General features: G+C 44.3%; 20 protein-coding genes. 5 read left to right on the top strand and 15 right to left on the bottom strand.

The genetic code is table 11. From position 1 onward, the window contains the following. The first annotated feature begins 66 nt into the window (after window positions 1-66). Window positions 67-1206 carry a chromate efflux transporter gene (gene chrA / locus KHO06_RS04505; protein ID WP_212582151.1) on the top strand — a complete coding sequence of 380 codons (1140 nt, stop codon included), beginning with the start codon at window positions 67-69 and terminating at the stop codon, window positions 1204-1206. Between the two features lie 134 nt (window positions 1207-1340). Beyond that, a complete protein-coding gene (locus KHO06_RS04500; RefSeq protein WP_212582150.1) occupies window positions 1341-2447 on the top strand; it encodes a phosphatase PAP2 family protein in 1107 nt (368 codons plus the stop codon). Window positions 2448-2520: 73 nt separating this feature from the next. Here KHO06_RS04500 and KHO06_RS04495 read toward each other — a convergent pair whose 3' ends face one another. The 14 genes from KHO06_RS04495 to KHO06_RS04430 form a co-directional block, all read right to left on the bottom strand. Continuing rightward, on the bottom strand, window positions 2521-3534 hold the full coding sequence (locus KHO06_RS04495) for a hypothetical protein (protein ID WP_212582149.1): 1014 nt from the start codon (window positions 3532-3534) through the stop codon (window positions 2521-2523). Between the two features lie 19 nt (window positions 3535-3553). Beyond that, window positions 3554-4501, bottom strand: a complete 948-nt coding sequence (locus KHO06_RS04490) for a type II secretion system F family protein (protein WP_038892229.1) — start codon at window positions 4499-4501, stop codon at window positions 3554-3556. 2 nt (window positions 4502-4503) lie between these two features. After that, the gene (locus KHO06_RS04485; protein ID WP_212582148.1) at window positions 4504-5472 is read right to left on the bottom strand and encodes a type II secretion system F family protein; all 969 of its coding nucleotides are present in this window, start codon (window positions 5470-5472) and stop codon (window positions 4504-4506) included. An 11-nt stretch (window positions 5473-5483) separates the two neighbouring features. Then, on the bottom strand, window positions 5484-6938 hold the full coding sequence (locus tag KHO06_RS04480; RefSeq protein ID WP_045369702.1) for a CpaF family protein: 1455 nt from the start codon (window positions 6936-6938) through the stop codon (window positions 5484-5486). 12 nt (window positions 6939-6950) lie between these two features. Beyond that, a complete protein-coding gene (locus tag KHO06_RS04475; protein WP_212582147.1) occupies window positions 6951-8159 on the bottom strand; it encodes an AAA family ATPase in 1209 nt (402 codons plus the stop codon). A gap of 12 nt (window positions 8160-8171) precedes the next feature. Next, window positions 8172-8690, bottom strand: coding sequence for a TadE family protein (locus KHO06_RS04470; protein ID WP_005427421.1), 519 nt, complete (start codon window positions 8688-8690; stop codon window positions 8172-8174). Next, window positions 8687-9136 (bottom strand): TadE family protein, encoded by a 450-nt coding sequence (locus KHO06_RS04465; RefSeq protein ID WP_038892232.1) that lies wholly within the window; start codon window positions 9134-9136, stop codon window positions 8687-8689. The genes KHO06_RS04470 and KHO06_RS04465 overlap by 4 nt, the downstream gene beginning before the upstream one ends. 1 nt (window position 9137) lies before the next feature. Then, on the bottom strand, window positions 9138-10409 hold the full coding sequence (locus KHO06_RS04460) for a pilus assembly protein TadG-related protein (protein ID WP_077262231.1): 1272 nt from the start codon (window positions 10407-10409) through the stop codon (window positions 9138-9140). A gap of 25 nt (window positions 10410-10434) precedes the next feature. Beyond that, window positions 10435-10659 (bottom strand): hypothetical protein, encoded by a 225-nt coding sequence (locus KHO06_RS04455; protein WP_038892234.1) that lies wholly within the window; start codon window positions 10657-10659, stop codon window positions 10435-10437. Window positions 10660-10671: 12 nt separating this feature from the next. After that, the gene (locus KHO06_RS04450) at window positions 10672-12132 is read right to left on the bottom strand and encodes a type II and III secretion system protein family protein (protein WP_005427437.1); all 1461 of its coding nucleotides are present in this window, start codon (window positions 12130-12132) and stop codon (window positions 10672-10674) included. A gap of 7 nt (window positions 12133-12139) precedes the next feature. Continuing rightward, on the bottom strand, window positions 12140-12895 hold the full coding sequence (cpaB, locus tag KHO06_RS04445) for a Flp pilus assembly protein CpaB (protein WP_005427418.1): 756 nt from the start codon (window positions 12893-12895) through the stop codon (window positions 12140-12142). A gap of 13 nt (window positions 12896-12908) precedes the next feature. Continuing rightward, complete coding sequence (locus KHO06_RS04440) at window positions 12909-14222, bottom strand: AAA family ATPase (protein ID WP_077200237.1); 1314 nt, start codon at window positions 14220-14222, stop codon at window positions 12909-12911. 63 nt (window positions 14223-14285) lie between these two features. Then, window positions 14286-14774: an A24 family peptidase gene (locus tag KHO06_RS04435; RefSeq protein ID WP_047481605.1), complete on the bottom strand. Its 489-nt coding sequence runs from the start codon at window positions 14772-14774 to the stop codon at window positions 14286-14288. Further along, on the bottom strand, window positions 14774-14947 hold the full coding sequence (locus KHO06_RS04430) for a hypothetical protein (protein ID WP_045421820.1): 174 nt from the start codon (window positions 14945-14947) through the stop codon (window positions 14774-14776). The genes KHO06_RS04435 and KHO06_RS04430 overlap by 1 nt, the downstream gene beginning before the upstream one ends. Window positions 14948-15277: 330 nt before the next feature. On the opposite strand from KHO06_RS04430, the gene KHO06_RS04425 reads away from it, so the two are divergent. Both KHO06_RS04425 and KHO06_RS04420 read left to right on the top strand, forming a co-directional pair. Beyond that, window positions 15278-16003 (top strand): AraC family transcriptional regulator, encoded by a 726-nt coding sequence (locus KHO06_RS04425; RefSeq protein ID WP_212582146.1) that lies wholly within the window; start codon window positions 15278-15280, stop codon window positions 16001-16003. 152 nt (window positions 16004-16155) lie between these two features. After that, window positions 16156-17847: an AMP-binding protein gene (locus KHO06_RS04420; protein ID WP_045451321.1), complete on the top strand. Its 1692-nt coding sequence runs from the start codon at window positions 16156-16158 to the stop codon at window positions 17845-17847. A gap of 70 nt (window positions 17848-17917) precedes the next feature. On the opposite strand, the gene KHO06_RS04415 is transcribed toward KHO06_RS04420, so the two are convergent. After that, window positions 17918-18127: a DUF1127 domain-containing protein gene (locus KHO06_RS04415; protein WP_212582145.1), complete on the bottom strand. Its 210-nt coding sequence runs from the start codon at window positions 18125-18127 to the stop codon at window positions 17918-17920. A gap of 97 nt (window positions 18128-18224) precedes the next feature. On the opposite strand from KHO06_RS04415, the gene KHO06_RS04410 reads away from it, so the two are divergent. Then, window positions 18225-19154: a LysR substrate-binding domain-containing protein gene (locus tag KHO06_RS04410; protein ID WP_212582144.1), complete on the top strand. Its 930-nt coding sequence runs from the start codon at window positions 18225-18227 to the stop codon at window positions 19152-19154. Window positions 19155-19182: the final 28 nt, after the last annotated feature.

Genomic DNA, 19182 nt, shown 5'->3' with positions numbered 1-19182 from the left:
ATTTGAGTCATCTTAGTACATTTCTTACAGTAGATGCAGTTTTATTGGAGATTTAACAGGCTCAACATGTTTACCATTTTTAAAACCTTTTTTTGGCTTGGTTGGATCAGTTTCGGTGGCCCTGCGGCGCACATCGGTTACTTCCGCCAAACGTTCGTTGAAAAGCTCAAATGGATTGATGACAGCGAATACGCACAGATCGTGGCTTTGAGCCAATTCTTGCCGGGCCCTGGTTCTAGCCAAGTTGGCTTTGCTCTGGGTTACAAACGCGGAGGCCTAGGCGGCGCATGCATGGCATTTATCGGCTTCACGATGCCTTCCGTGATCATCATGTTGGCGCTTGCGATGGTAAGCAGCCAGATCACCGATACGGCGCTGTTCCAAAACATCGTTCATGGCTTGAAGTTGCTTGCGGTCGTTGTGGTGGCGGATGCAACTTGGGGAATGTACAAAAACTTCTGTCAAAGCAAGCTAACAGCCGGCTTGTGTGTGGCAACCGCAATTGCGTTATTGGTTGCACCGAGCATCGCAACTCAAATGCTGGTACTTGTAGTAGCGGGCTTGATTGGTACTCAATATCTAAAGAAAGAATCCTCAGCACCTGCCGAACCTTTTAAACCAACCATTGCACCATTGGCACTGTTCGCGGTACTTCTGATTGGTTTGCCGTTTGTGGCTCACACCCTGCCAATGCTTGGATTGTTTAGCGATTTCTTCCAAGCGGGTAGCTTAGTGTTCGGTGGCGGTCACGTGGTACTTCCGCTACTGCAAAACATTGTTGGCGATCAACTCAGCCAAGACGCGTTTCTAACGGGCTACGCCGCAGCGCAAGCAGTACCGGGACCGATGTTTACCTTCGCGACTTACATTGGTTACGAGCTGTCTGATGCACCTATCCTAGGCGCGTTGGTCGCAACATTGGGTGTATTCTTACCGGGCTTCTTATTGCTGCTTGGCGTGCTAAAGAACTGGCAAGCGCTGGCTGGTAAACCTGCAGTGTCAGGCGCAATCAACGGCGTAAACGCATCGGTCGTTGGCTTGCTATTAGCTGCACTTTACCAACCAGTATTCAGCAGTGCAGTGGTTGCCCCAATTGACATCGCTCTCGTGATAGCTGGCTTCTACTTACATAAGAAACTTAACTTGTCGGTGCTTTGGATGATTGTGTTCTTTGTCGCGGCAGGTATTGTGACTGGCATGATGTAAGTTATTTCGCTTACGCCTCGTTATCCAACAGCAAACAAATCATCCAATCATAAACAACGGGCACGCCAACACGAGTGCCCGTTTTCTCAACTACGCTTATATAAGGTGGGGAAAATCAGGGTGATGGATCATCTATGGCGCAAGATAATAATTACGAATGGCCACTTAACTGGCAGCAAAAAGTGTCGCTTTGGTTTGGTGAGTTAAAGGTACATTTATACCAAGATAGAGTGCTTTATTACTATTGCATAGCAGCAACCAGCATTCTTTATCTTAGTTCTCTCTATTTAAATTCCCCCATCGACTATTCCTTCACAACTTACTTAGAAACACTCGCCCTCGCGTTTTATGTCACCTTTCTGAGCTGCTGTCTTTATTACTACTTTTATCTGATCATAAAGAAGGAAAAACGCCCTTCACGCCAGTTTTTCACCAAGCTCAAACAAATCTTTTTGCCGTTAAGTCGAACCGTTTCTGTCTTCATTCTGATGCTGTGTATGAACCTCGTTTTTTCGAATCATACCTTCCTAAAATCACTGATCCCAAGCATCCATCCATTTAGTTTGGACAACGCTCTGGCCAATATTGATAAGCTACTTCACTTTGGCATTGCGCCATGGGAACTTACGCACTCGTTACTCCCTAGTGCATGGGCCTCTTGGGTTATCAACATCGCTTACAACGCATGGTTTTTCTTTATGTGGGGCGTGCTGATCTTCTTTTTAATCTACAAAAAGCAACCATTATTGAGGCAACAGTTCTTGCTAACGTTTGTCTTCTCTTGGTTATTCATTGGCGCCTTTTTTGCCACTTTGCTTTCTTCCGCTGGCCCATGCTTTCTTGAGCTCTTAAATGGCGACAATCAATTTGCACCACTCATGAACAAGTTAAATCAACAAAGCGAATATTTGCAGAGTGTAGAAGCGGGCCCTCTTTGGGCTCTCCCAACTCAAGACTATTTATGGGAAGGGTATATTGAACCTAGCAATATTATCGGCGCGGGTATCTCAGCCATGCCTAGTATGCATGTCTCTATCGCCGTCCTATTAGCCTTGAGCCTTTACCGTGTAAACAGCATATTGGGTTACTTTGCCTATGCATTTGCAGTGCTTACCCAGATAGGCTCAGTGCACCTAGCGTGGCACTACGCAGTTGATGGTTACATGTCGATTATATTGACGGTCTTGCTGTGGAAGTTGGTGGGTAGATTCATAAAACGCTTTCCGACTCTATTCCAATAAGCTCCAGTCATAAAAAAGCCACTCTTAGTATCAAGAGTGGCTTTGATTATTGCGTGATTCTTATTAAAAGCGCTTATTGAAGAAACGCAGTAGAAGTGTCTTTTTGCTCTCTCACCATCGATAACGCACGCTCTAAGTTCTTATTCGCTAAATCGTAATAAGCTGGATTTTTGTCTATCGCCTGCTGAAGGTAAGGTATCGCCTCATCTGGTTTACCATTCAAAATCAAGAAATAGCCTACGTTGTTCAAAGCTTCAGGTTCTGTCATGTGGCGACTAAAAATATTCAATGCTTGACGCGGTTGCTCCTTAGCAATCGCAATGAGCCCTAAGTTATTGATGGCTTTTTCGTTACTCGGTTGGAGGCCCAACGCCGCTTTAGTAAAGTGCGTCGCTTTTGAATACTCCTCTTCCATGTAGTACGAATAGCCCAAGCTCACAAGTGCATCCACATCCCTCGCGTTAATGTCCAACGCTTTTCTAAACAAGATCTGTGCTAAGTCATGATCGCCACGAATGTCGTACAGCACCCCAAGTCCTGAATAAGCACCAACAGGCGATTTATCATCGTAACGGTAAGTGGCGACGCTCTCCTTAGAGATATTATCTTTGGTAATATTCGGGTCGCCCTTCAAGCGGATTTGATCTGCATTAAGCGCTCTAATGTAATAGGTTTTACCCGCTTCACGGTCACCGCGTTTGGTGTACATTGCACCTAACTCTTGTAAAGAGCCAATATGTTCTGGATTCTCTGCTAACGAAGCGCGAAACGATTTATCTGCCAGTTCTAAGTTATTACGAGCCAAGTGAATGCGACCGACGGTATACAAGGTTTTATCTTTGTGTTGAGCGTTTGGAAATGACAAAGAACGAATGTACTCATACAAAGCCAAGTCGGCATTCTTGTTGCTCAGCGCAATATCACCGCGAGAAATTGCCTCTTCCTCTGTTTTTGGTGGTTCGTCATTAGTGAGCGATTCGACTGGCTTACCAGCGTAGAGTTCCGAATCAAAATCGGACGACGAGTCTGTTGTTGAACACGCAGTAACCAACAACAACGATATAATGACAAATTTCTTAATCCACATAACGATCCCTATTTGTGTTTTATTTAGAAAAGGCCTCTGCCAACGTGATCAATGCAGGACCAACCGCCACAATGAAAAAACATGGCCAGATAAAGAGCACCATAGGAAACATCATTTTTACTGGGATTTTTGCCGCGACTTCCTCTGCCGCCTGCTGACGCTTATCCCGGTAATCTTCCGTGTACTCACGCAGAGAGTTGACTAAACTCCCACCAATCCTTGAAGCATGGCTTAGCATGCTGACAAGCCCCATAATCTCCTCTAAACCCGTTCTCACGACCAATTCTCTAAGCGCCTCTGGCATGGGCTTACCTGCTTGGATCTTGTTACATACGGTATCAATCTCATCAGCCAGTTCTGGATGTGAAATCACTAATTCGTCAGCAACACGTCGTAATGCGGCATTGAAACCCAAACCAGATTCGGTACACACCACCAATAAATCCAACATATCTGGGATACCCGCTCTAATGGCTTTTTGTCGTTTGTTCACCATACGACGTAAGATCATGTCCGGTGTAATCAGACCAATTAATGCAGCCAGTGCCATATAAGTGTAGAGGTATTTTGACTCAGGTATGGTCAAATAAATTAAAGTCGCCACCATCACACCAATGATGGTCGTGATCGATTTAATGGCATAGAACATCGATAACGAGTTACTTTGATGGAAACCCGCATGCATTAATTTATTACGTGTCGTCTGACGTTCTTTTTCACTGGTTGGGGAAGTCAACGGTGCGAGGGACTCAAGCGTATCTGTCATTTTGTTATTCGTTGGTAGCGCTTCTTTCTTGTCCCCTGAAAGCTCTGCTAGCTTTCTTTTGATTGGAGAGTTTACGCCCATCACAACAGAACCGACCGTCATAACCACCAGCACAGTGGTGATCAAAATGAGGGCAAATAGCAGTGTTTCTTGGTTAACCGCCAAACCACCTAACCAACCTTGAAGGCTTTCTAAGTTCATATCTACACCTCAATGTTAACGATTTTACGAATCCACAAAGTGCCAATAAACAGAGAGATCATTCCGCCTATAACCATTTTGATTCCCATTGGGCTGGTATGCAGAAGCTCGATGTAATCTGGTCGCACGAGAGAAATGATGATGTAGAGGCCAAAGGGTGCCAAAACTAACACCCAAGCAGACATACGAGACTCAGCAGAAATGGTTTTGATTTTACGCGCCAGCTTAAAACGAGCTCGTAAGATTCGAGATAGTTTTTCAATATTCTCAACTAAGTTACCGCCCGTTTCTTTCTGCAACAACACCGCACTTGAAAAAGCCAGCATGGAGACCGTAGGTGTACGCTCAGACATTTGCATAATGGCCAGTCTTAAGTCGTAACCGTAGTTAAGCAGATTGAAGGTATTGAGAAATTCTGGCCCTAATGGAGCACTCACTTCCCGACCTACTTCGCCAAAGGCTTGGGTAATAGGTTGGCCGGCTTGGAGAACACGTTTGATAATATCGAGCGCTTCCGGTAACTGCTCCTCAAATTTCATCAAACGATCGGCGATCATCTTTTGCAGGTAGAAATATATTGCTACCCAGCAAGCAATGGTCACTCCAAGGCACATATACCAGACTTGGCCAAAGACAAAAATAATCAGACCTACTGCGGTACCGGCAAGAAAAGACAAAACTAGAAATCGGGTAAAACCCATTGAAATGCCAGCCAATTCCAACTTCTTCTTCAATCCATCAAAAAGGCTAAAGTTGACTAACCATCTCTCCAGAGGTGATAAGTTCTTAAGCGAGTTCTCTCTAAGTAGTGAAATACTCTCTTCATCAATGTGTTTATGACTGTCATGAATTCGCTTAATTAACTGCTTGTGTTTCACCTTCTTACCCGCAGAAGGCAATATTAACGCTTGGCTAATAAAGAAGACGGATAAAAACAGCAGTACTAGAAATAGTGGGAATTGGCTTTCCATAGCGCCCTCTCCTAACGGCTTTTTTCGTTAAAGATCTCGAATGGTACGTCTAAGCCTCGTTTAATCAGATGGTCATGGCAGCTAGGCACAATTCCGGTCGCTTCATATTCACCAAGAACATTGCCATCTTTGTCTACACCTTGTCGGCGGAAAGTAAAGATCTCCGACATGGTGATCACTTCCCCTTCCATACCGTTAATTTCCTGCAAACTGACCATACGGCGTTTACCATCTTCCTGGCGCTCCATTTGGACTACGATATTTATCGCGGAGGCAATCTGCGCTCTTAAGTTTTTTGTTGAGACATTCCACCCGGCCATTGAGAACATATTCTCAATTCGGCTTAAGGCATCTCGTGGCGTGTTGGCGTGGATGGTGGCCAGAGATCCATCATGACCGGTGTTCATTGCAGAAAGCATATCCACCGCCTCTGCACCACGAACCTCACCAATAACAATTCGGTCAGGACGCATACGCAGTGAGTTTTTCACCAAATCCCTTTGAGAGATCTCCCCTTTGCCTTCAATGTTCGACGGACGCGTTTCCAAGCGAATAATGTGTGGCTGTTGTAGTTGAAGCTCTGCAGAGTCCTCAATAGTGACAATACGCTGATCACTTGGAATAAAACCGGAGAGGATATTCAATGTGGTGGTTTTACCCGAACCCGTACCACCAGAGATAAGAATGTTCATTTCCCCGACAACCGCGGCATTAAGGAACTTACCCATTTCTGGAGACAAAGAGTTGAGCTCCAGTAGGTTATCCATATTGAGTCGTTCGACAGCAAAACGACGTATTGATACCGACGGTCCATCAATGGCCAGAGGTGGGATAATGGCATTAAAACGAGAGCCATCTTTCAAACGCGCATCCACCATCGGTGAAGCTTCATCAATGCGTCGCCCTACTTGGCTAACGATTCGGTCAATAATATTGCGAAGATGGCGCTCATCTAAAAAGGTATGTGGTGTTCTTTCAAGCTTACCAAAACGTTCTACGTAGATGTTTTTGGGGCCATTTACCAAGATATCTGAAATTGTCGGATCATCCAGAAGTGGCTCTAGTGGGCCAAGGCCAAACACTTCATCTTCGATTTGATGAATGACACGATTGCGAGCCTCAGAACTCAGGGGGTGGGTTTGATCTTCAGCTATCAGCTGTACGACAGCTTCACGTAATTCTTCTTTGGCTCGGTCTTCCTGAAGATGAGAAAGCAAACCGAGATCTAAGGTGTCCAATAGCTTCTTGTGATAATAGTGTTTGATAGCAAGGTCTTGTTCAAGCTGCTTCTTTTGCTCTTCAATGGCTTTGATCTTTGCTTCAACAGGAGACAAGGCTGTCGTGTCAGTATTAGTATTAGCAGCATCACCATCTACACCAACAAGGTCCTCACTTTGAGCTCTCTGCTCTTGCGTATCATCGGCAGTATTAAACGCACTCCCAACGCTTTTTCGTTTGAAAAACATGACTCCCCCTTATTAAGAAAAAAACTTCTTAATCCAACTTTGATCTTTCTTGGTTGGGCTTTCTAATAAATGTGAGATTTCAGCCAAAGAAGCTTTTATCGCACTATTTTTTGTAGATTGAACAATTGGGTTACCTAAATTTGCACTCTCAATCGCAATAGCGAAGTTATTAGGAACTAAATGTATGGAGTGGCCACCAACGGCGTTTTCAATATCTTTCAATGATATGGTCGACTTTTTCTCAAATCGATTCACAATAAGTTCAACCTGGTGATTATTTAAACCATAGTCGAGTTCTAATGCTCTAATATAATTAACTGCATGCTTCACTGAAGTAACGTTTTGCTGCATAACCAAAAATACATGAGTAGCTGGCGAAACAATTTGTTGGAATGTATGTTCAATACCATGTGACATATCAACAATAATATGAGAGTAAAACTGTCTAAGTATTGGAAGCAACTTACTGACTTCATTCGCGTACTTATAATTATTCTTTAAATTACCTTGTTCGAAACAAAGGTAATTGAGACCAGAAGGATGTTTATGTACTAATCCTTCAAGAGACAGTTCATCTAAATCATTAACCGATTCAACGACATCGTTAATATTATATTTTGGTTTGCAATTGAGATAATCCGCAGAATCACTAAATTGCATATCAAGATCGACTAACAACACATTACTTTTAGCGTAACTTGATAGCTCTATCGCGGTATTGAGCGCAAGTGTCGTAGAGCCAGAACCTCCTTTCGTGTTGATGAATAAGGTTAGATCCCCCATCTTCTTGTTGTAGATTTTTTCTTCTGCGATTGATTTTAGTAGCGGGTAAATCTCCTCTAGATCCGCAGAACGAGAGAAATAATCCGTTGCACCCAGGCGCAACGCCATTTTTAAAGACGCGGTATCCGCCTCATCACCAAATACGATTAAAGCAGTATGGTTATGCTGTAAATTGCTGTCACTGGAGTAGACATGTGCAACTTTTTGAGCCCAACTATCTCCCGTTTCGATATAGATCAAGTCTGGAATTTTCTTGCTCTTTACCAAATCTAAGTTAAATAACTCAAGCTCAATCCATTCAATATTGACGTTCACACATCGTGATAATTCGTCTGTCAAATGAAGTTTAAAGTTGGTAGTAGAATACACTACCCAAACAATCAAGTTTGTTTTTAAACTTTTGTAGTTGTCATCATTTATTTTCACTGGCTTCAACATTTCACTACTCCATTAGCAATCTTCTATCACATCAGATCCTTCCGGCCTTAATATTCCTAAACTCTCTGCTGGCAATATAGTTTCGAAAGCAGGAGTAGTCCCTACAGCATTAATTAAAGCAGCCAAAACAAAAAACTGAAATGTATAATCAACTGCTCTCGCTCTTACGTATCGAATTTGTGCAAACTGAGTATTTAATGTTGCCGAGTCTGCAGGAGGTGTCGATAGAAACCCTGAAACATCCACATCAGCGCCAGTCGCATCTAAATACGTAATTTCCAAGTTAGTTGCAGTAAAGCCTGATGGGTACAAATCTGATACTGATGATAAGTTAGGAATATCATCTCGATCAGCGATGTAACACACGGTTGCCAAACGTGCGGCTCTTCGTGTTACCTCATTGACCATCTGTACAGAAAAGAAGTAAACCGCAAATTCCATGATTAAAAACAAAACTAAAATGACGGCGAGCGCAATTAATGAAAATTCTAATTGAGTCACGCCTTTTTGCTTAGTTAAAAGTCGTCTCATGGCCCCGTCCTCATTGTTGTTGTAGCACCAATGCTGAACTGCAAGGACTGATTAGAAAAAGGCAATGTAGAAAAAATGGGGACGTAATTGTACGTTGCCGATAACGTCACCTCTTTGTTTGTCTCTGTAGGCTGCGTGATCGTAATGTCTCCCACTTCTATGTAATCGATAATGGGAGTGGTACTCGCGGTTGGAGACCCGTAAACAACCACATTTTTAATGCTGGCTTCATCCGCAATCGAGTCAAAACTCAGCGTTCCATAGGTATCAACAACCGCATAACGCGCACCATTTTGCAGTGCCTTATTCACCTCTGTATATTGAATAAACGCTCGACACACATCGATGACTAACACACTTAGCATTAGCAAAACTGGTAAAGCAAGGATGAACTCAATTATGGCAAGACCACCTTGCGCTTTAGCTTTTGGGTTAAGTTTCCACATATCACGATGCCCCACTAAATGGGTCTTTGTAGAGCTGGATACGATAGAAACCTTTGTCTGTCGGATCTGTCCCTGTAGAGCCGTTATTAATTAAGCAATCATATAAGAACTGACCAAATACCGAAGCTTGCCCAGAGTTCTCTACGCGCTGCAGCAAAAAGAAACAGCCAAACCCAAGTACGTCAAATTCTGTTTTACCCGTTGACGCGGTGCAATCTACAATCGGAATACGCAGAATGCGTCGGCCATTTAAGCCGGAATCTCCGGTATAGCTCGATGCATCACATGGTGAGCCGCCCCCCTCACATGCACTCAGCTCTTGAAGATAATTGGCATAATACAAATCCCCCGCATATACCGTATCAGTCTCAGCAAGCACATTTGGTTCGCGAACGTATTTATCAGGCTGAACGGTCCCATCATCCTTTATTGGTCCTGAGAAATCATTGAGACGAGTATTCAAGCCCTGAGCCACAGGACCTGCGCTGTTACCTGGCTTCGTTATCACAGTATCGCCAATAGCAGCGCAGCCATTGTAAGCACCAGACAACGCATCACGCACAAGCGCTGCACCACTGTTGCCGCCAGCTTGACCAAAGTCGAGCAACTGGAAGTTACCCGGCCCCATATCCGTGTTGTCTTGATCGCCCACTTTCAACTCATGCACCAGTGATGGATCCGTGTCTACATTCGGATCATAACCTGGTGGTTTGTAGCCCCATGCGTTACTCGCGTCTCCTAGTGGATCCCCACACATCGCTATCGGTGTTAAATTACAGCTGTAATTGATCGCAGCGCTTCTTCCCGCTACCGCGCTAGCAGAAATATTTTTGTTTATGCCAAAAATACTACTCAAAAACTGAGTTAATCCGATATCGGATACCGCAACGCGCACGTAAATATCGTATTCACCTGCTGGCGTTGAGAAACTGGCTGCATCAACAAATGTTGCCCTATCAGAAGAAAACGTTACGGCAGTATTACTATCAGTAAAGGTCAACTCTGAATTACCCGCCGAAGCCGAAATATTAGCAAGTGTCGTCACAGCCGCCGCCTCTGCCGCTGCTACGTCACTTGTCTCATCAGCAACAACCGCGCCCGCAAGTGCTGCTGCATCAACCGCATTTTGTAAGCGAGTCTTGTTTAGGACTTGGTGGTTTAGGTCAATACCGAATGCCGCCACGCCCAATAAGATCAGCAATACCATGCTGATCAGCACCAAGGTGATCCCTTTTTGGGAACGTCTTGGTGCGATTTGCATGTTCCTTCGCATAGCCCCTCCTAAGCGATAGAATCACTTAATCATCTTTGGCTACCCCGTTGTTGTCATATACCTCTAAACTAGTTTGTGTGCGTTGGCCGCTTCCCTCTGGTAAATAGCCCAAATTCTCATACCATGCTTCAGGGTTCAGCGTTTGCTCTGCACGTAACTGGCTCACTGAGATTCCAAGTTCAGGGTCATTCGCACAACCAAACAAGCCGAATGAAGCAAAACAAATGGTCATTATCATTATGTTTTTCATCTTATCCTCCACTTATAGGCTGTGCCCAAATTTGCCCTCAGAGCCACCATCTGACGATCCGTATTGGTCGAAACTATCCGTTGTTTCTTCTTCTCTAATTTCATTGAGCTGGTATCTATCAAAATCCAACTCAGCGCCCTTGCCTAATAAATAAAACTCCACATCATTAGGGCTGACAAAACCATCGGTCGGCAAGGTAATCCGACGTCGGTCAATAGGCGTCGCAAGCCTTGGTGTAACCAAAATCACGAGTTCGGTTTCACCAGAGGTAAATTCTTCACTCTTGAACAATCGCCCAAGTACAGGTAGGTCACTTGCCCCCGGAATACCATCGGCTACATTACGTGCGTTTTCACTCAATAAGCCCGCAATACCAATGGTTTGGCCGTCGGCAAGTTCAATTGTTGTGCCAGCACTTCGCTTGGTAATTGGCGGAATAAAGAAAGTGGCGTTGACTTCGTTAGGGTTAAAGGTCAATACACCTGAGTTGGCGATTTCACTGACGTTGACGTTCATCTTTAGATTGATGCGCTTATCACTCAAAATGTACGGAACGAAGTCGAGTTGCACACCGTATTCTTTGTAGTCAATGGTAATACCATCTTCATTTGGCACAGGAATTGGGAATTCACCACCAGCGACAAACTCAGCTTGGGTACCACTTAACGCAGTCAAACTTGGCTCCGCTAGGACTTTTGCCACACCATTTTGTCTTGCGACATCTAACGCGAAAGTAAACAGGGTATTGCTGTCAATGAATGATCCCAAAAAACCAAAATCATCAACCGAAGGGATGTTCAGAATCGGCCCAATATTGTCAATACCACCACCAGCCGTTGTTGCACCCCAGGTAAAGTCACCGCTTTTTTGGAAGAAATGGAAGTTCGAATCAAAGCGACGGACTAAAGTGCGCTGTACTTCCGCTACCGTGACTTCTAAGGTGACTTGTTGTGCACCACCGATACTCAAAAGGTTAATGACCATGCTGTCATCTTTAGAGTCATCTTCCCCTTCATCCGCGGCCTCACCAGCAGCAAAGGTTTCTGCGATCTTGACGGCGGTATCCATGTTCTGTTGAGTACTCACTAACCCTCTCAGTACGACCTTTTCTTGAGCGCTGTGTACTTCTATGCTTTCATCCGGCAGGAACTGATACAGCTTGGATTTGAGAGTGTTTAAGTCATGCGTCACTTCAACATTAAATTGTTCAATCAAGCGCCCCCGACTATCCCAAACAGACACGTTGGTTGTTCCAAGTTTCTTACCCACCAAGAACAGCTCATTAGAACGAAGCACAATAATATCCAGAACTTCCGGATCCCCTAACGTCACCTTTTTCGCTTTACCCGAAATCATCAATTGAGTGGATTGATGATGTGCAACACTCACGACTTTCCCTGACTGCGCAGGTGCTGCGTTTACAGACAAGCTGACAAAAAGCAATTGACTAATAAGTAGTATTATTCTTTTCATAAGTCACCTAATTACTGACTCGGACATTGGATGCCTGAGATCCCTTAATAATGGTCACACTAGGTCGGGGGGTATATCTTCGAGCAACAACAGGCTTATCCACTTCGTGTGGGTTGCGCAATGCAAGTTGAATCTTACCTTTGCTATTTTCAGAAAGAAGCTTCTCTGCTTCTTTTGGAGTGACTTCTAATGTCACCGCTCTCACGATAACTGGCTTGTTATCGTTAGTTTTAGCGGTTTGGTCCACAGCCAGAACTTTAATGTTCTTCAGCACAGTTTTGGTCGACGCACTTTTCCCTTTGCCAGAACTGATGGTATTCAAGATATCCACCTTGTTTCCGGGAAGTAGGAAACCTGCCACACCGATAACGTCATTAACCCGAATGGTAATCGCACGTTTGTTCTCCGGAATAAGAGCGGCTAAGGTCGCCCCTTCTCCTGGTAGCGCAAGTCGATTTGGGTTTACCATTTCACCTGAGTAAATCGTATTGGCAACAATGCGACCCAACGCTTGCTCTGAAACTTTCAACGTACTCTCTTCAATCCAGTCCACTTCCATCAACTTGGTCGTCAGGTGTTTTTCTTCCAAAATTGTTCCTGGTTCCAGCTCCATGGCAGCAACTAATACTGGGTGCCTTTCTACTTCTTCAAGCTCTACTGTTGGTTGGTTCTGCCCATCAATCCATTGTTTGGCAATCAAAACGGCGGCAAGGCCAAAAACAATAGAGAGCAGCAGTAGCATGACAATTTGAGTCTTACTCATGATTTAAATCTCCCTATTCATCCACTGTGAAATACAGTGCCCACGCACGAGTCAATATGTCTGACGAAACCAGCTTTCTTTTACCTTCAAACACTAAAATGTCGCGGCTTATCCCGAGTAAATCTTTAGGTAAACATGGGAAAAACTTAACATCATTGTCTCGATGTAATTGGTGTAACGTGTCAAAAAAGTCTGGAGCAAGAGCCATCTCATACTCACCAGACAGTGATAGCCATAACGCTTTGTAATCTTCTTTCTCAAGGGGTGTAAATTCGATTTTGTAACCAAGTCGACGTAGGAAAGCAGGGTCAGCGATCTTGCTTGGCGCAAAGTTTGATGAGAACGCCAGAGTCAACATGAATGGCACGGTTACTTGCTGACCGTTTGGTAAAGCCAAATGGTCATACAGATATTCCATAGGAACAATCCAACGGTTTAGTAAAGCATCAACGGGCATGGCCTGACGCCCCAAGTCATCGATGACCAAAATGCCATTGTTTGCCATCATTTGCAGCGGTGCGTTCCATACACGGTTGTGCTCGCTGTGATTCACCTCAAGCATGTCCATGGTAAGCTCACCACCGACTTGAATGTTTGGACGCTCACACAAGACCCAGCGTTTGTCATAATGGGTTTCGAGTTTGACAAAAACCTGCGAATGAGAGTTGTCGATGCGACGATGGTGGTATTCAGAAAAGACTTTGATGATGTTGCCATCGGCGTAGACCGAGTAAGGAATAAACACCGAAGTACTCATGGCATTTAAAACTCGAGCCGCGACATAACTCTTACCCGTACCGGCATGCCCGTACAACAACATGGCTCGCCCTGAATTGATGGCAGGACCGAGAATGGGAATCAGGTGCTCAGAACCAAAAACGTCTGAAAGCGCGCGTTCAACATCGACACGCGTGATGGGATGTTTACGCAGATCCTGACCTTGCACCACACTCCAATATTCCTCCATCGATACTGGGACTGGACCTATGTAAGGATCTTTTCGAAAGGCGATATCCGCCTCTGCCAAACCCAACTCTGTCAGGCTGTAGCGAACATTTGAGTACGAACTGCTTAGTTTGTCCGCGGTAGGTTGATATACCTCCACCCAGCTACGCTTCCTAAGTTGAGCAAGTGCAAGCTCGGCAATAGTCGACACGATACCCAACCTCTGAGTTAGTTCAACCAGATCGATTTTTGGGTAAGCAGAAAGATGTTTGAGCACCAAGTTTTCAACAACGGAGGCAGGGATTCCCAAGCCTTCGATGCTTGATGGAACTTTGGGTGGCGTTATTTGTGGCACTAGATTTTCCCGATACACGGACCCCATGACAATTCCCCTCTGTACGTTGCCTAGTCAACTTATGCCTTAAGCCAGTCGCGTTTGTAATTATCAATGTGTGTAAGAGAAATAAGCCAATCCAATAACAATCACCGGTGCAAAAGGAATCACCATTGGCTTCGCTGTTTTTATCCCTGGAGTGACTTTCTCCAAGCAATATCCTTTAAACTGCTCAGCAAGACTGGTGGTTGAAGATGATACGTACAGCGCTAAATAAAATAGGCCAACGACACCACCCGCCAGAATAATGCCGACAGTTGCTTCTCCAATGTTACTCAAACCAAGCCATGCCCCAATGACGGCGAGTAACTTCACATCGCCTCCGGCCATCACCTTAAACAGATACAAAACAAAACAAGCTGCAAACGTGACTAGACCACCATACAAATGGTCTAGTCCGTCAGAATTAGCATTAAACGCAAGGTTTGCAGCAACGGCAGTAAAAAGTAATAAAACCGCTTTATTCGGTATTCTGTGTTTTTGCGCGTCAGATACGCCAATAGCAATGAGTAACGACCAGATAACCAGTTCGCTTGTCATTACGAGCTGCTAATACGACCAGCAACAGAACTGAATTTAGCGGAAAGTGTGGTCCAGAACCCTGAAGTTAGGAATGCAGTAACGATAAGTGCAGCGCCTAGAATGTATTCTAAAAGCGTTAGACCTTCTTCATCTTCCATGAAGTCCTTGATTAGGTTGCGAAAGTTTTCCATAAGATATCCCCTCTTTAACTATCTCGCTTGTCAATGACTCGGCTGTAGTTGTGCCTGAATCATGACTAAACCTTAGTCATCGAAAAATTGGGGGGTTAGGACTTTTTTGCCAAGCACTAGCACTTTCTTGTTAGATAAGTCGACAAAGCTCATATGTAGCAATTGTGAGACACCGGCAAAGTGAATATGTGACACATTTCACACTTGCAGTCTGTCTATATAATCCTAAGCTTAATAAACGAAAGGTTTAGTTTTTGACCTCATGGATGTAGGTCAACAGAAGCCTTTTGCAAAACCCCTTCGGCAAAGTTCACAATAAATGGACATAATATGACAGAACTTATCAAGGCCTATTGGATTGGAGACACCCCACAATCTCTCACCAACGACTTTCGCTCAGAATTGGAAAAGTCTTTTGTTCTTGTGGAAAGCGGAGTAGATGTTTCTGTCTTAAGTGATAAAGAGTTCAGCCATTTCTTTTATTACCCAGCACCAGAACATCAATACTTGCAGAAAAGTTTGCTCACCTTATGCGAAAATCTCGATAAAAAGCTCATTGTTATTTATCGCGGGGATGGGGCCGTTGGGCTACCACCAAAGCATATTGTTGCAGAGTACTGTCAAATCGATACTTGTACTGCTGATGAATGGGTCTCACAAACCAAGCTCAAATATTTCGCTTTAGATGAATTTGACAAGCAACGCCTTACATCAGAAGACATGCTAACCAAAGGAGCGAAAACAAATTTCGTCGATGTGGTTCACTACATCGCAAATAATGTCCACAAAGACTTAAGAGAAGAAGAAGCTGCGGCACTTTGCCACTACTCTCCTACCTATTTTTCTAAACTCTTCCATCGAAAAGTTGGAATGTGTTTTCGTGATTACGTTACAGATAAACGCATTTCCCTTGCTAAAAAGATGTTATTGGAAGAGGACTCAATGAAGATTGCTTATATTGCTTACCAGTGTGGCTATCGAGACGTGTCGTATTTTTCACGTATCTTCAAAAAGAAAACCGGACTTTCACCCGCCAGCTATCGTCAGCAGTTTTAAATAGTGATGACTGAGGAAGCTTTCTTTCTCTAACGCTACCTTTCCCACAGATTTCACCAAAATGCATTCCCGTATAATGATTTAACATGCTAAAGTTAACAATGTTTTAACAACTATAAGTACAAACGAGAGAAGACATGGAGTCATCTACAATGAATCAGCCTAACCTAGAACAGACCGCTGGTTGCGCTCTCCCGCCGCCAAATGAAATGATCCTAAAATGGGCAGAGGAACGCCCAAATGATGTTTATTTAAAACAAATCATTAATCGACAGTTTGTGGAGTTCACCTACGCAGAGGTTGCAGATAAAGCACTTAAGCTGGTAACTGCGCTTAGAAACTTGGGGGTTCAACCGGGTGACAAAGTAGCATTAGTCTCAAAAAACTGTGCCGAATGGTTCATCTGTGATTTGGCAATGATGCTAGGTGATTACGTTAGCGTGCCTATTTTCCCGACAGCTGGAGCGGATACTATCGAGTACTGTGTGACACACAGTGAGAGTAAAGCTCTGATCGGAGGTAAGTTAGATGATCCAGCGGCGACGCAACAAGTGATCGATTCAATGCCAGATTTAATTAGCATTGCACTTCCTTACGATACTGCGCCGAAATGCCAATATCAGTTTACTGAGATTATTGCCGATGTAGAACCAAGCGCAGAGCGTCCGCAACACCATGATGACAAGCTCATGTCTCTCGTGTACACCTCAGGAACGTCAGGGCTACCGAAAGGGGCAATGCTGACATACGGTGCGTTCAGTTGGTCAGTTCAGCAGTTGATTAATCATATTGGTATTCAAGAAAACGACCGTTTGTTCTCTTATTTGCCACTTGCTCACATTACTGAGCGTGTATATATCTTCGGCTCATCCATTATGGGTGGTGTAACTACGGCTTTCCCAGAGTCTCTCGATACGTTTATCGAAGATGTAAAAATGCATCGTCCGACACTATTCATCTCTGTACCGCGATTGTGGACACTGTTCCAGCAACGTATTCAAGACAAACTTCCGCAGAAAAAGCTCAATATTCTGCTGAAGATCCCATTCGTTAATTCACTGATTAAGAAGAAATTGGCGGATGGTCTCGGCTTAGATCAAGCGCGTGTTCTTGGTTGTGGCTCTGCGCCTGTATCACCAGCATTGCTCGAGTGGTATCGCAGCGTAGGCTTAAACATCACGGAAGCCTGGGGCATGACGGAGTCATTTGCCTACAGCACACTTAACTACCCATTCCGTGCCGATAAAATTGGCTCAGTAGGTAATGCCGGCCCAGGCATTGAACTGAAGATCGCTGATGATGAAGAAATCATGGTCCGTGGTAAAGGCTTGTTCTCAGGTTACTACAAAAACGATATCGCCACACAAGAGTCGTTTGACTCCGAAGGATGGCTGCATACAGGTGACATCGGCTCAATCGATGCGGATGGTTATCTCACTATCCAAGGCCGCAAGAAGGACACCTTTAAAACTTCAAAAGGTAAATTTGTTGCACCTGTTCCTATTGAGAAGAAACTGTTCGAATACAGCCGCGTCGAAATGATGTGTTTGATCGGCCTAGGCTTACCAGGGCCTATTTTGTTGGTTGTGCCGCACGATTTCCCTAACTTCGACAAAGAACGTTACGCACGAACAACTCGCAAAGTGATCGCTCGCATGAACCAAGAGCTGGAATCGCACGAGCAAATAAAAGGTGTGCTGATGATTCAAGACCCGTGGAGTATCGAAAACGGTATTCTGACTCCTACCTTGAAGATCAAGCGCCATGTCCTTGAGCAGAAATACCATGAAATTGGTCACAACTGGCCAAAAGGCGAACTGGTTGTTTGGGAAGAAGACCTGTAATCGCTCTATCACCCCACGCTGAATTGTCAAACGCTCCCTAGTTAGGGAGCGTTTTTATTTCTTAACCTAATCAATCACGCCAAAACGGTTTTTGAATTTCCTTTCGCACTTCACTTTCACTATAACCAATGTCATCCAAAAGATGTTCTGGCAGCTCTGCGAGATGGCGCCGTGTTCGGTAGTTCTTTCTCCAAATAGAGAGTTTAGAAAAGATATACTGAACCAAGCGTTGCTGTGGCTTCGAGGCTAATCGCCCACAAGTTTGCGTAGTATTGCTCATATCTTCTCCTTTTGATTCACATTGACCACTTAATAATCAGCGACTACCCTGTTAATCTCAAACGATAGAATCTGACATTGAGTTAAGGAAAACTAATGTGAAAGAGCGTATACCTCCGCTACAAGGTCTGTACTACTTCTACATCGCGGCAAAAGAAGGAAGCTTTAAAGCGGCAGCAAAGCACTTATTCGTCACCCCTGCCGCGATTAGCCAGCAAATACGCCAGCTAGAAGAGTCTCTTGGTACTGACTTGTTCGTACGCCAACATAGGAAAATTCACCTCACTCCAGAGGGTAATTTGCTTTTTGCTCAAGCTGAGCGAGGATTTAGCCACCTCCAACAAGGTGTGCGGTTGATAAACCAAGACCCCAATCCAAATCATCTTTCCATTTCAACCTTGCCCTCTTTTGCACATCATTGGTTGATTCCTCGAATTACTGCTTTTAGGCAGAGACACCCTGAGCTATCACTACTGATGGAACCCACCAATGAACTGGTCTCATTTCAAGACAGCCAGATAGACCTTTGCGTTCGCTATGGGCAAGGCGATTATCCAAATCTTGAATCTCAGTGGTTGATGGATGAAGTTTTCTATCCTGCTTGTCATCCGGTTTATCAGAAAGAGCACAATATCTACCAAATCGAAGACTTGGAGAAAGCGGAGTTAATTGAAGATTTATGGCCTGATCTGGATTGGAATCTATGGCTTGAAACGCTAGGCCATAAAGCAGCGAAGCCGACGCTGAAATACAGTGGTTCGCATTTAGTACTGGAAGGCGCCCTTTCTCTGCAAGGCGTGGCTTTGGTTAAGCACAGCTTGGCGTATCGTTATATTCAAGAGGGTAAGCTGGTTCGTATTGGCAATGTAGGAATTCAACCCAAATATGCCTATTACCTCTGTGCGCCAACAGGGTATTTAAAGCGTCAAAAAACGCAGTTATTTAGTCAGTGGATAAAAGAAGAGATTGCCGAATTTGAACGCAATACCATTCGTGACTTTGAGACGATTCAATTAAAAGAAGAGTAAGGTAAACAAGCAATATAGGACCACTTGC

This window comes from Vibrio sp. B1FIG11, assembly GCF_905175335.1.
Taxonomy (GTDB): domain Bacteria; phylum Pseudomonadota; class Gammaproteobacteria; order Enterobacterales; family Vibrionaceae; genus Vibrio; species Vibrio campbellii.
This window is presented reverse-complemented; position numbering and strand designations above follow the sequence as displayed.